Origin of the sequence: Brevibacillus nigriterrae, from assembly GCF_049846925.1 — a bacterium.
Taxonomy (GTDB): Bacteria; Bacillota; Bacilli; order Brevibacillales; family Brevibacillaceae; genus Brevibacillus_H.
Genome location: NZ_JBNCMT010000011.1, coordinates 76,312 through 89,717 on the forward strand (window position 1 = coordinate 76,312; position 13,406 = coordinate 89,717).

The window sequence follows — 13,406 nt, forward strand, 5'->3', positions numbered from 1 at the left end:
CTACCTCCTCAGCTTCGGATCAAAAGCATCCCTCAGTCCGTCTCCCAGCAAGTTGAAAGCGAGCATGGTAAAAGAAATAAAGAATGAGGGAAAAAACAAGCGCCACCAATGCCCTGAAAGGATAGAGGGCAACCCTTCGTTCGCCATCGAGCCCCAGCTTGCCAGAGGCGGTTGAATCCCCAAGCCGATAAAGCTCAGGAACGCTTCGGAGAATATCGCAGAAGGTACGGTATACGTGATTTGCACAATAATGATTCCCATCGTATTCGGCAGCAGATGGCGCCAAATAATGTACCAAGGCGTGCCACCCAGAGTGATGGTCGCAAGGACGTAATCCGCATTTTTGAGCTGCAAAATTTGCCCCCTGACAATCCTCGCCATTCCGATCCAGCCCGTTGCCGTAAGTGCCACGATAATTGTGAGCAACCCTGGCCCCATGACGACCATGAGCAAAATGACTACAAGCAGATAGGGAAGTCCGTACAGAACATCGACAAAGCGCATCATGACTTCATCTGTTTTACCGCCTACATATCCCGCAATACCGCCATATATGACGCCAATGGTAAAATCGATCAGTGCGGCTGTAATTCCGATAAAGAGAGAAATCTTGGCCCCGTACACAATCCGTGCAAAAATATCTCGCCCCAGATTGTCCGTACCAAACCAGTGCTCGGCAGAAGGTCCGGTATTCGATTCTAAAAGGGACTGTTGGGAATAGGAGTACTCTGTGAGTAAAGGGCCAAAGATCGCCAGCAGTGCATTCAGCACAATAATGACCATCGCCAATATCGCCAGCTTGTTGTTAGAGAGCCTGAGCCAGACGTCTTGCCAGTAGGTTAGCTGTGGCCTGGTGATCGCCTCACGCCCTGCCGTGTTTTTTTGCATGGGAACAAACAATTCATCCGGAACACTGGGAACACTCATGCTAAACCTCCTTGCTGTGAAACTTGATGCGAGGATCGATGATGGAATAAGCGACATCCACTAAAAACATAAAAAAGATCAAGAGGACACTGTAAAATACCGTCGTACCCATGATCACTGCGTAATCACGATTCCCTACACTGTCGATAAAGTACTTGCCCATACCGGGAATGGCAAAGATTTTTTCGATGACAAAGCTTCCGGTCAGCACATTTGCCAGCAATGGCCCCAACAAGGTGATGACGGGCAGGATGGCATTGCGCAAGGCGTGTTTCAGTACGACAGATGCTGGCGAAAGCCCTTTTGCTCTCGCTGTATCGATGTACTCCTGATTGAGTACCTCAAGCATGTTGGCTCGGGTAAAGCGGGCAATGATCGCAAGAGGCCCAGTTGCCAAAGCAAGCGAAGGCAGGATAACGTGCTTCCACGTCCCCCAGGTTGCGGCGGGTAACAGTTGCCATTGGACAGCTACATACTTGATCAGCAAAGAGGCGATGACAAAGTTCGGTACCGCAATTCCCAATACTGCAAAGACCATCGCCGCATGATCAATAATCCGGTTATGCCGCAGGGCAGCCACCGTACCCAAGGCAACTCCTGAAAAAATGGCGAACAAAAGCGCAACAATGCCAAGAGTAAAAGATACGGGAAATGCCCGATTGATCATGTCGTTGACCGTCTCTGAGCTGCTGGCAATGGACGGCCCGAGATCAAACTGAACCAATGATTTTAAATACAACAGATACTGCATGACGAGCGGCTGATCCAGATGATAATGAGCCATCAGATTCTGCCTGACTGCTTCACTCGATCCTTTTTCGTCCTGATCAAACGGTGAACCAGGTACAGCGTGCATCAAAAAGAAAGTAAAGGTAATGATCAGCAAAATTGTAAGGACCATGAAAAAAAATTTGCGAAGAATGTATTGAGCCATGAATTCACCCGCCTTGCAAAAAGTATGATAAGAGTGAAAAAGAAAAACCCAGCATATGAAACCAAGGCGTGCACCAGGGATATCACATGCTGGGTTTTATTTACGTGTATGTTTCCCATACGAATAAATAAAGCAGCGTATTCACTTCTTAGGCTGAGGTTGAGGCTGAGGGAAATTTTCCTCTCTTGTTTTCAGTGCGAGTTTGTACTTCTTTTGGGCATCCTTAAACGCGACAATCAGTGCTTTTTGGGAATCTCCAAAATAGCGTCTGCGCAACGCAACAGTTACTTCATCTGTATCCCAAATTTTGCGGCCAACAAAAATTGAACGAACAAAATCGCTGGTAAGCGGAATGGTTGCAGAACAACCTGCTTCTACGATTTTGTCATTGGTAGCATCAATAACCAGCCCGACAAAAAACGAACTGTATTGCTGAGTTATGGGATTTTTCGTTGAAGCCTGGGCGTCACCAACGACATAAAGGGTATCGTCATCGTACACAGTGCAAACCTCGCTCCGATTTCATGAATTCTCGGGTTAAACGGGATGGATAAAGGGGCACTTTAAACGACCGCTAACCAGATTCATGAATAAGCTTATCTGTTATAGTGCCTATTTTATCAGAAGAAACTAATTTTTGTAAATAATCAGACTTTTAAAAGCCTTAATTATTTCACACAGCTCTCGTACAGGAAATTCGCCAAATCTTCCTCTGCTGCGAAAAACACATGCTGTCCCTTTACCTGGTGCAGTCCGTTCATGATAACGATGATCCCCCACTGTTCTTCTGGATGGAAATAAAGACAGCTTAACAATCCATACGCATCCCCGGAGTGTCCAATTAATCGCTTCCCCTGTATCAAGTCCTCTGTAATGTGAAATTGCAACCCTGCATTCTTAAAGAAGCCTTCCCTGCGGTAACCGCTCCAGTGTGGTTGTTGCATCAGTTTGGCGGTTTCGGACTTCAGGATGGATACGCCGTTCCATGTACCTTGATTCAGGTGTGCAAGCATAAATAAGCTGAGGTCGGCCGCATGAGAACGCAGTCCACCTTGCGGGCCAAACAGTGCTCCGTTCGTACCGGGGCGGTATGCTGAATAGTCAATGCCCTCTGGTTTTACTCCCCGGTAAGCATCCGTTCCTACTTCATATGTACCTGTTTCGGGCAAGTAGTTGTATAAAACGGCAACCTGATTGATATCTTCGATGTCTCGCAAGTGAAAGCTGGTGTCTTTCATCTCCAACGGTTTAAAGATGTGGCGTTTGCAATACTGATCGAATCGTTCTCCTGACAGACTTTCTACAATGGTTGCTATGATCACTGCCCCCAGGTTGGAGTATTCATAGCTTGCCGGATCACCAGGAGCCAGTTCCCCCCACAGTTCGTCCGTATAAAATCTTCCCTCAGGCAAAAGAGCTTCTCGCAGATGAATAGTTGGCGGGTTTTCTGTACGTGAAGCCACAACAAAATCCACATAAACATCCTGCAAACCAGAGGTATGGGTCAAGAGATAGGTTAGCGTAACTGGATGTTCTGGATATCGGGGATTGCGAACCAAAAAACCGAGGTAATTGCTAATGTCCTCATCAAGCTTGCATAATGCTTGCTCATAAAGCTGCATGAGTGCTGTCGCAGCAATGGTTTTGGAGATGGATGCGATGCGAAAGACAGTTGATCCTGTCACCGGCTGACCACGCTCCAGATCCGCTTTTCCATATGTGTTGGACCAGATGAGACGATTGTCTTTCACCACGGCGGCAGATAAACCGACAATCTGATGCTTTTGCATGAGTTCCTGTAACGATTGATCTAGTGGATTATCCATCTTATCCCTGCTTTCCTTTTTCAATCCATTTGTCAGGAAATGGTTAGATAATTCTAAACACGTTTTTTCTGCCCTTGCAAGAACAGAAAAAAAAGCCCCCTATTTAGAGGAAGCTTCCTTGATTGTTTCAGTTGACGTGAATGTACTCAGTATTTCCTCAGGCAAGTCTGTTGTCTTGCGTTCCTTCGCATCGATCATGACCATCGTTACATCAGCGTCACAGACCAACTCATCTTTGGCATTGAACAACTCATGACGAACCACGAAGCTCTTGGACCCGTACTTCACGGGCTTCGATACGATCTTTACCTCGTCGCCCATTCGCAGCTCTTTTCGGTAATTCACATTAATGTTGACGACGACTGGCAGAATTCCTCGCCGATGCAATTCTTCTAGTGACAGACCTGCTTTGATGATCCAGTCAAAGCGCCCCCACTCCATATATTCGAGATATTTTGCATTATTCAAATGTCCAATTGTATCCACCTCAGTCGAGCGGACTACCGTATAAAAAATATGCTCTGTCATAGCTGCTGCCTCCCCAAAACACCTTTTTGCTACTAGTATACTCTATTCCAATTAATGAGTGAACATTCATTCATATATTTACATCCTGCTTTTTTTTCTCATGTGGGCTATAATAAGCGATAATCAGCAACGCTTGGATACACAAAGTTTAGTGGAGGTGAATGAATCATGCTGCAACACACACGTTTTGATCGAGATATCCCCGGTTTCCTCCAATCCTAAAAGGCAGGAATGGAGTTAATAGGAGGTACTTTCATTTATGAACACAGAACGCAAACAACATATTTGGGGCGGTATATTCTTGTCACTTGCAGCAGCAATCTGGGGCGGCGTCTACGTAGTCAGCAAGGTGGTACTGGATGTCATTCCACCTTTCACACTGCTTGAAATTCGCTTCGCCATTGCATTGCTCGTCCTCGGCAGTATTGTTGTGATTCGCAAAAGGTATGTCCCAAAAGAAGATTTACCCTCTATGATGGGAATCGGATTCGTAGGAGTCACACTCTCCATTGGCGCACAATTTCTAGGAACGAAGTTTTCCACCGCACACATGGGCGCATTAATCACATCCGCTTCTCCAGCGTTCATTGCTTTGTTTGCCGTTTGGCTTTTGCGTGAAAAATTGCAAATTTTCCAGCTTCTTGGAATTTCACTCGCCACAATCGGGGTCGTAGTAGTAGTTGGGACACCCGATCACAGCGCACCTGACACATCGATGATGGGTAACCTGATTCTTCTTGTCGCTGCTGTTACGTGGGCGCTGTACACGGTGCTCAGTAAACGGGCAACCGCCATCTACTCATCTCTTGTAGTGACAGCTTATGCTGCACTGTTCGGGCTCATTTTTACCTTACCGGTCATGTTGTGGGAGCTTTCTACGACGACAATTGATTGGTCATTCGGTTGGGAAATCTGGGCAGGGGTATTATATCTCGGGATCATTTCTACTGCAGGCGCCTTTTACCTGTGGAACAAAGGATTCGAGCTGATGAGTGCAGGAAGCGCTGCCGGCTTTTTCTTTGTACAACCCGTCGTTGGTGCATTTTTTGGGTGGTTGCTGCTCGGTGAACACCTCACCCTTGGATTTGTCCTGGGGGCAGGTCTTATTTTGGCAGGTGTCGCCTTGTCCAATATGGTGAAAACCTCGAAACAAAAAGCATCTGAGAAATAATCGACTGCAAGGTTTGGCAAACGCACTCTTCTCTTCGAAAGAGAAGGGTGCGTTTTTGTCGCCATATAAAGTGCAAAATAATCATTCTGTCAAAATATTAGCAGTTCGTTATATGATATAATCAACTCTGTATACACTATTTATGAGAGGCAAGGGTGACTTGAGTTTGAAGAAGTTTTCCTATCAGCATCACGTTGAGATCCACGGACAACCCGATAAGGAATGGCTGATTATGATTCATGGCGCAGGTGGTTCCACTCGAAGCTGGTATAAGCAACTCTCAGCATTTGCTGAGCACTTTCGGGTATTGGCGTATGATCTTCGGGGCCACGGTAAAACAGTTTCCCTAAATGAGCATGATGAGCAAGAGTACTCCTTTTCACTCATAGCAGAAGATCTTCTGGCGATCATGGACAAGCACCATATTCAATCTGCCCATTTTTGCGGCTGTTCATTAGGCACGGCAGTCATGCAGGAGATGGCACTGAAAGCACCAGAAAGAATTTGCTCGATGGTCATGGCTGGGGCAGTAACCAAATTCACAGGGTGGTCCAAGATTCTGTATCTAGTTACCCGCCATTTTCTTATCCATATCGTCTCCAAGGAACTGTTATATCCATTAATGGCTTATGTTTTCATGCCGTTCAAGCTAGCCCGCAGCGCAAGGCGAATCTTCATTCGGGAATCAAAGAGAATGCCCGCACCTACCTTCTATAAATGGTGGAAACTTACCTCACAGTTTGATATGTACAAGCAATTTGACCGTTGCGACATTCCAACCCTGATTGTGATGGGCGAGCATGACTACGCCTTTATGTCGAGCAGCTACTTGCTTCTGGATAAATTCACCAATGCTACACACCACATTTTGAAAAAAGCAGGTCATGTGTGCAATATCGATCAGCCTCACTCGTTCAATCAACTGGCGATCTCGTTCCTGCTTGAAAAAAGCTACGCTAACAATACAAAGAAGACCGTTGCTACCTAGATCAGGTAGACACGGTCTTTGTCTTTTATTTATTCGAAAAAATCAGCTCTTTGCGCCTGGCCGCTCCGACTGCCTCCCAGATATACAAACACACATAACTGCGGAAAGGAGCCCATGACTCGCCAATACGGCGGATCTCTGCCTCATCCGGTTTCTCGTTTATTCCGTATACAAGCTGAATCCCATTGCGAATCCCAATGTCGGCTGCTGGCAACAAATCGGGCCTGCCCATGCCAAACATCAGCAAACATTCAATCGTCCAACGACCGATTCCACGCAATGGAAGCAAATAATTGATTACCTCTTCATCTGACATGGTATTCAGACGGTCCAGCTCGATCGTTTGATCAACTACTGCTCTGGCAAAATCAATGACGTACTCTGCCTTTCGCTGACTGAACTGATGCTCACGAAGCTGATTGACAGTGAGTCCCGCCATCGCTTCCGGGGTGGGAAACAACAGATAGGTATTCCCTTCTTCGTCCTGAACGGAATCACCTGCGAGTTCAATCAATCGATGCGTCAAGGTCGCTGCAAAGGCCAAATTTAGCTGCTGACCAATAATCGTTCGAACCATCGACTGAAACAAATCGGGATCAAGCAGGAATCGCAATCCTCGAAAAGCGGTAGCCAATCTGCCAAGATGTTCATCAGCTTCCATATGTTCGTACAACGGTGCAAGCTGATAATCAGTGCCAAACATATGGCGCACGGTAGTAATCAGTGATTGTTGCTGCGAGCTTGTTAGTGTTTCTTTTGCAGTCACAGTAAGCTCTGGCTGCTCGGTATTTCCCCCAAACTGAAGGGTTACGAGGACTGGCTTGCCGTTCAAACGAAACGCTCGTCGAAAAATTCCTCTATCAGCATCGATGCGGAACTGATCGTCAGGATGAGATTCCAATCGGCGCAGAAGTCGTTCAAACGAATAGGGTGGTACAACAGGAATAGTTGCTGTGAACAAAAGCTTCACCTCATTTCACCCATATTGTACCAATAGCAGAAGAAAACCTCCACACTTCAGAGCATGTTGCCTAACATGTTGCCAAATACCATCATGAACAAAATGGAAATTTGGCAACATGCCTAAGTGGGAGGTTTTCAGCATTCATTTTATCTAAACAAGCTTTTGAGAACGAACCATGCGTTGGCAGGGCGTTCAGCCAATCGGCGCATGTTGTATCCAAACCAGTCATTACCGTATGGTACGTAAACACGCATGCGATATCCTTCTTTTTGTAAATCGATCTGCGCTTGCGTACGGATTCCGTAGAGCATTTGGAACTCAAATTGGCTTCTAGGGATATTGTGTTCTTTTTCCAACTGCTTTACATAATTGATGATGTTGTCATCGTGTGTAGCCACCGCAGCATAGCATCCGTTCAACAAGTGCTGCTTGATAATTTTTTTGTAGTTCTCATCTACATCTGATTTTGCCGGATATGCAACTTCTGGTGATTCTTTATAGGCACCTTTTACAAGGCGAAGGTTTACTTTTCTGTCTTTCATTTTCTCGACATCGTCATTTACCTTGTACAAGTACGCCTGCATAACCGTACCTACGTTGTTATAATCCTTGAGCAATTCATCGAGAATATCGAGGGTGATTTCGTTATGCAGGTAATCCTCCATGTCGATACGAACGAAATTGTCACCGTATTGCTTAGCTGCATCGAGAATGCGGCGCATGTTTTTCATGCAAAGCTCACGGCTGATATCGAGTCCGAGCGAAGTCATTTTCAAGCTGAGATTGCAGTTAACACCGGACGTATAAATCGCCTCAAGTGTTTTGATGCAATAATCGGCTGACTCATTCGCTTCTTCCACACTAAATACGAACTCGCCCAAGTGATCCAATGTACACATTAAACCTTTATTGTTCAACTCACGTACATTTGTGATCGCTTCCGGAATCGTTGTGCCTGCCACGAAACGACTCGCTCCGAAACGAAGTCCCCATTTCTTTGCAGCCTCGTTTAAGTACTTATTCTTGGATAGGAACAGAAAAAAGTCCCTCATAAGTTGTTCCATTGTTGCAGTCTCCTCCTCATCTTGCCTTCTACCAAAACAATAAGCAAGAAGCATGCCATACATAAAACTGCTACATCTATACAAAAAACAGACACATTTATCAAAAGAAAATCCGTCACCGATCGACATTTGTGTACAAAAAGTGTTCATCGTTGTACACTTATGCTTATACGTTCATCTTACTATAGGATATTGAAGTCTTAACGATAGGATGTGATCATTTGAATTCCTTATTCTCACTACTCACTCCGCTAAGGGAAATCCTGCTGCCAATTGATCCAACATATTCCGAGGTCGATCAATCGCCTCTCATAAACATAACGGCTGATATCACAGTTGCCGAAGCTATTTCGACACTGATTTCCAGCTTCCCTGAAAGCAGCAATCAGATTCCTTCGCACCTGTTTGTCACTGATGCCGACAACAAACCAATTGGCATGCTCTCACTCCCTAATTTAATCAGCTCCATGCTCGGTGTCGCCATCAACCAGGCAGCACTTTTGGACACGTTGCTGGAAACCATGAGTGAAGCCACTACTGTCGTTGACAAAAATACAACGGTTGTGTTCTGGAATGACGCAGCCGAAAAAATCTACAACATCCCTAAAAATCAGGTGCTCGGCACGTCCCTTGACACTCATTTCGCCAGTGAATCCATCCGGTTGAAAGATGCGCTGGCGGAAGGAACCGCTGTGCAACGGATGTATCATATTCCTCGCCCGGACAAGCACGTTCTGATTAACTCCGCCCCCATCCGTTACAACGGAGAAGTAATCGGGGCCATCTCGATCGAACAGGATATTACCGAGTTGGTTCGTCTGAATGAGGAATTGGCCGATACAACTGCTCATTTGCACAACTTGCAGCAGGAGATGAATCGATTCCAGGCAGTTGACGACCCGTTTTTCCCGATAAAGGGGCACTCGGTTTCCATCCAGCAATCGATTGCAAGCGCCAAAAAAGTATCCCAGACAGATGCAACCGTACTCCTGTATGGCGAGAGTGGCGTAGGCAAAGAGTTATTTGCCCAAGCCATCCACCAGTCCAGTCGCAGAGGTGACAAGCCGTTTATTGCCATAAACTGTGCAGCGATCCCTGCCGCACTGTTCGAAAGTGAATTGTTTGGTTATCAAGGCGGGGCATTTACCGGGGCAGAACGCAAAGGAAAACCGGGGAAATTGGAGCTGGCACATGGCGGAACTCTATTCCTCGATGAAGTGGGTGAATTGCCGCTTGAGCTGCAAGTGAAGTTGTTGCGAGCTTTGCAGGAACGCCAATTTTATCGTGTGGGTGGAACAGAACCAATTACCGTGAATACACGAATTATCGCAGCGACCAACAGACAATTGGAGCAGATGATTGCAGAAGGGAAATTCCGTGAAGATTTATTCTACCGCCTCAACGTTTTCTCGTTGGAAATTCCCCCGCTACGTGAACGCAAAGAAGACATTCCCGGGCTCGTACAACTATTCTTGCAGGAATACTCTGTTGCCCATGAACAGCCTGTTCCACGGATTTCGACAGAGGTGATGCAAGCCATGCTGGATTACGCTTGGCCCGGCAACATCAGAGAGCTGCGCAATATTATGGAGCGCCTCTGCATATTACAGGAAGGAGGCGTGATTTCCTATGAACATTTGCCACTCTCCATCCGCACCCATACGCCGGTTGCATGCCAGACAAGCACGTTTCCAGACGAACAAAGTGTGATGGAATCGCCCTATGCCATATACGATGAAGCCCAGGATCGAAAACGAATCCTGGCAGCATTGGACCGAACGTATGGCAATAAAAAAGCGGCAGCCCAATTGCTGGGAATATCCCGAGGTACTTTATATAACAAATTGCGAAGGTACGGCATCGATTGACGGGAAGGGAATGATCCACCATGATCGCATATCAGTTGTCTGAAGATCGTTCCTCTATTTCAATCGGTGAAGAGACGATCCCTCTCCTGCCGAAAGAATTCGCATTGTTGCAATTTTTCATTCGCAACAAAGACAGGACATTCACCAGAGAAGAACTGCTTGATGCTGTATGGAAACGGGAAGAACCGACTGACCGTACCGTTGATGACCACATTTACCGGTTACGCAAAAAACTGCATGCCTGGCAGCACCTGTTCAAGCTGGAGACGGTACGAGGTCAAGGGTATCGACTGAGAATCATTGAGCGACCTTCCCTGCGGGTTTCGCCAATCGAGGCACCGGAGTTCGATCGGCAAATTCAGCAGCTTTTTGAAACGTATCATCGATTCGGAATGGGCGCTGCCATGGAGACGCTTTATGCCAATCAGAAGACCCTTGGGATACAGATTCCGAGATTCTATTCGTCCTACTTGCATTTTGTCAGAGGGGATTTTCATTGGCTGATTGATACGGCTGAGATTTCTTACTCGGAGAAATTATTCTTCCTTGTTCACATATTCGCTAGCATTCATGAAGACGTACAAACATCCATCCGTCTGTTTCATCAGACCCTTGCCTCGAATCTACTAGAACACCGATGGCAGCGTGAGCTTTCGATCAATTGTATCAATCTTTATTTGGAAGCTGGCCTGCTGTCAGAGGCAAGAGAACGACTCGACCAATCATGGGTTGTTGTCAACGAAGCAAACCTTCCTGTGTTTGAACTGCTCCTGCTCCAAAAAGAGGTCATTTATTTCTTATTGAAAAGTGATCTGGAATCAGCAGAAAAAATGCTGATCACGTGTGAACAAAAGGTCAGTCAACTTCCCTATCACTTGCAAAAAGCCTCCGTACTCATCTTGCGTGGCTGGCTGGCACTTTTACAAAACCATACACAAGACGCCAAAAAACTGATCGCTCAAGGAGTAGCTTTATATCAGCAGAGCCGCTTTGTTCCTCATTTGATTTTTGGTGTTCGTCTGATTTTACGTTATATCCATGAACCAACGATCCAGCGAACCTACTTGGCGCTGTGGAAAGATCTTGCCAGGCAACATGATTTTCCTGCCATTGAAAAAAAGTTATCCCAAGTATTATCGCTCTGATATTCCTCTGACATTGGTCCGTTACCCTCTCTGTAAGACGTTTGATACAGGGAGGTTTTTTTATGACAACCGCCAGCATGTGGAGTAATCGGGTGGTTCGACGCTTTTTTTCAGCAAGTCTGATCTCAAACTTTGGAGACTGGATGGACTTCCTCGCAATCACTGTCCTGTTCTCCTATCATTGGAAGTTAAGTCCGATGGTGATGGCGCTGTTGCCTTTGGTCTATGCCGGACCTTCCATATTACTAGGGCAATTTTCCGGAATTGTAGCAGACAAATGGAACCAACGTATGATTCTTGTTGGAGTAGACGGGATCCGGGCCATTCTCACATTCTGCCTGTTATTTGTTCCAGATTATCAATGGATGTTGCTGTTATTATTTCTGCGTTCCGTTGCCGATACACTCAGCTCTCCGGCACAACAATCCGCCCTGCGTCGGTTAGTTCCGTCTGAGCACCTGTTTCAGGCACTAACGATAAACGGGACGATCCAGCAAGCTACTAAGGTGCTGGGCCCCCTGCTAGGAGCATCTCTCCTTGCTTTTGCTTCTCCCTTCGTTTGTTTGCTTTTGAATGCTTGCAGTTTTGTGCTCTCCGCCTTTCTGCTTTTCACACTTCCACTTCCGTCAAAAGGTGATCAAACGAACAACCTCACAACAAACAAGGAAAAAATCACACTTGATGCCTGGCTGGAAGGTTGGCGTTTCATTTTAGCCAACAATCGTATACAAGTCAGCTTTCTGTTTGCCATGGCAACAGGTATGGCAATTCAATGTGTAGATGCACAATTTGCTGTCCTTTTCCGTGAAGTTGCACCGACACAACCGGAGCTGGTGGGGTGGGTAACCTCTGCCATCGGGATCGGATCACTTTTCGTTATGCTTGTCATCAAAAAGCGGGGTACTTGGCCTAGCCACTCGATGATTTACGGCGGCGGCACGTTATTACTTGCGATTGCCTTCATATGTCTGGGAATTATGAAAAGTGGTGATTCTATCCTGTTACCGGTCGGCGGGGCGATTGTGGGTGGATTGGGGAATGGACTCTTGCTGCTTGGCATCCAGTTCATCCTGCAACGGGAGACCCCGGAACACCTGATTGGAAGAATGACTGGAATCATTGACTCTCTCAGAAGTGCAGTCTTTTTGATTGCGCCTCTTATAGGTGGAATCATCATCCAACAGCTTGGCGTAAGCTTCGCCTTCACAGCCATCGGAATCACCCTGTTCCTGCTTAGCATTACAGGCTTCATCCTGGCAAAGTTGGTTTGGAATAAAGATAAAGAACAAAATAAAACCTACTCGACTGAAGCAAGCTAATTTCAGTCAGGTAGGCTTTTATGGGTCTGTTTTCCATTTTATTTACTCTTCAGGTCATCCAATTGTCTTTGCAGTAAGTATTTGCGCAGTTCATGCAAGCTTTTACTTGTCATATCAACCACTTTACATCCATGTACGAATCCGGCATCTTCGTTGATATGGATTACTTCCAGACGGGATTGAATAACCCCTTCGTCTCTGCCGTACAGCTCTGTGTAGAACGTCAGATTGGTTTTCGGTGCAAGCTTCTGATCGAAACGAAAAGCGACCCCACCCAAGCTTACATTGACTACCTCAACTCTCGGATCAGACAACCCCGTTTTTGCTCCGCCTTGTGCAAGCACACGAATCCATCCGGGAATTTGTATATCAAACCGGGGATAACGGCGTCTCTGTTCTTTGAATTCGAGAACACTTGGCGGATTGAAAATGATTAATCGATTCGGTTCCTTGGCCAGAGCGATGCCTTGAAAAGAAGTAATTTCGCTAAAATTTCGGGTAATCATACATTGAAGAGGGTCGCCCACACTGACATCTAACTCTTCCGGAAAGGAAGCCTCAACAAGATCCCCTTCCTCATAGGTAATCGTACCTTCAAATAATTTTTTTGCGATTTTCACTTGAATTACACTATCCATATCAATCTCCGCCCCCAACTGTTACCTGTATCTG

General features: G+C 46.1%; 13 protein-coding genes. 5 read left to right on the plus strand and 8 right to left on the minus strand.

The genetic code is table 11. From position 1 onward, the window contains the following. The 5 genes from ACPW7N_RS10370 to ACPW7N_RS10390 all read right to left on the minus strand — a co-directional run bounded on the left by ACPW7N_RS10370 (nt 1) and on the right by ACPW7N_RS10390 (nt 4,215). Nucleotides 1-927: an ABC transporter permease gene (locus ACPW7N_RS10370; RefSeq protein ID WP_425651003.1), complete on the minus strand. Its 927-nt coding sequence runs from the start codon at nt 925-927 to the stop codon at nt 1-3. A gap of 1 nt (nt 928) precedes the next feature. Then, on the minus strand, nt 929-1,861 hold the full coding sequence (locus ACPW7N_RS10375) for an ABC transporter permease (RefSeq protein WP_425651004.1): 933 nt from the start codon (nt 1,859-1,861) through the stop codon (nt 929-931). Between the two features lie 141 nt (nt 1,862-2,002). Further along, nucleotides 2,003-2,362, minus strand: coding sequence for a DUF3870 domain-containing protein (locus ACPW7N_RS10380; protein ID WP_425651005.1), 360 nt, complete (start codon nt 2,360-2,362; stop codon nt 2,003-2,005). Between the two features lie 167 nt (nt 2,363-2,529). Next, on the minus strand, nt 2,530-3,687 hold the full coding sequence (locus ACPW7N_RS10385) for a serine hydrolase domain-containing protein (protein WP_425651006.1): 1,158 nt from the start codon (nt 3,685-3,687) through the stop codon (nt 2,530-2,532). A gap of 99 nt (nt 3,688-3,786) precedes the next feature. Continuing rightward, nucleotides 3,787-4,215 (minus strand): acyl-CoA thioesterase, encoded by a 429-nt coding sequence (locus ACPW7N_RS10390; RefSeq protein WP_425651007.1) that lies wholly within the window; start codon nt 4,213-4,215, stop codon nt 3,787-3,789. Nucleotides 4,216-4,474: 259 nt separating this feature from the next. On the opposite strand from ACPW7N_RS10390, the gene ACPW7N_RS10395 reads away from it, so the two are divergent. Both ACPW7N_RS10395 and ACPW7N_RS10400 read left to right on the plus strand, forming a co-directional pair. Beyond that, on the plus strand, nt 4,475-5,386 hold the full coding sequence (locus ACPW7N_RS10395) for a DMT family transporter (RefSeq protein ID WP_425651008.1): 912 nt from the start codon (nt 4,475-4,477) through the stop codon (nt 5,384-5,386). 166 nt (nt 5,387-5,552) lie between these two features. Continuing rightward, complete coding sequence (locus ACPW7N_RS10400; protein WP_425651009.1) at nt 5,553-6,374, plus strand: alpha/beta fold hydrolase; 822 nt, start codon at nt 5,553-5,555, stop codon at nt 6,372-6,374. Between the two features lie 25 nt (nt 6,375-6,399). Here the strand turns inward: ACPW7N_RS10400 and ACPW7N_RS10405 are convergent, their stop codons facing one another. Beyond that, on the minus strand, nt 6,400-7,344 hold the full coding sequence (locus ACPW7N_RS10405) for a DNA-3-methyladenine glycosylase family protein (protein ID WP_425651010.1): 945 nt from the start codon (nt 7,342-7,344) through the stop codon (nt 6,400-6,402). A gap of 140 nt (nt 7,345-7,484) precedes the next feature. Next, a complete protein-coding gene (locus ACPW7N_RS10410; protein WP_425651011.1) occupies nt 7,485-8,402 on the minus strand; it encodes a proline dehydrogenase family protein in 918 nt (305 codons plus the stop codon). Nucleotides 8,403-8,749: 347 nt separating this feature from the next. Between ACPW7N_RS10410 and ACPW7N_RS10415 the strand changes: the two genes are divergently transcribed. The 3 genes from ACPW7N_RS10415 to ACPW7N_RS10425 all read left to right on the plus strand — a co-directional run bounded on the left by ACPW7N_RS10415 (nt 8,750) and on the right by ACPW7N_RS10425 (nt 12,734). Beyond that, nucleotides 8,750-10,270 carry a sigma-54 interaction domain-containing protein gene (locus tag ACPW7N_RS10415; RefSeq protein ID WP_425651076.1) on the plus strand — a complete coding sequence of 507 codons (1,521 nt, stop codon included), beginning with the start codon at nt 8,750-8,752 and terminating at the stop codon, nt 10,268-10,270. 20 nt (nt 10,271-10,290) lie between these two features. After that, complete coding sequence (locus ACPW7N_RS10420) at nt 10,291-11,415, plus strand: winged helix-turn-helix domain-containing protein (RefSeq protein WP_425651012.1); 1,125 nt, start codon at nt 10,291-10,293, stop codon at nt 11,413-11,415. A 62-nt stretch (nt 11,416-11,477) separates the two neighbouring features. Next, nucleotides 11,478-12,734, plus strand: coding sequence for an MFS transporter (locus tag ACPW7N_RS10425; RefSeq protein WP_425651013.1), 1,257 nt, complete (start codon nt 11,478-11,480; stop codon nt 12,732-12,734). Nucleotides 12,735-12,772: 38 nt separating this feature from the next. Here ACPW7N_RS10425 and ACPW7N_RS10430 read toward each other — a convergent pair whose 3' ends face one another. Next, nucleotides 12,773-13,372: a PilZ domain-containing protein gene (locus ACPW7N_RS10430; protein WP_425651014.1), complete on the minus strand. Its 600-nt coding sequence runs from the start codon at nt 13,370-13,372 to the stop codon at nt 12,773-12,775. Nucleotides 13,373-13,406 lie beyond the last annotated feature (34 nt).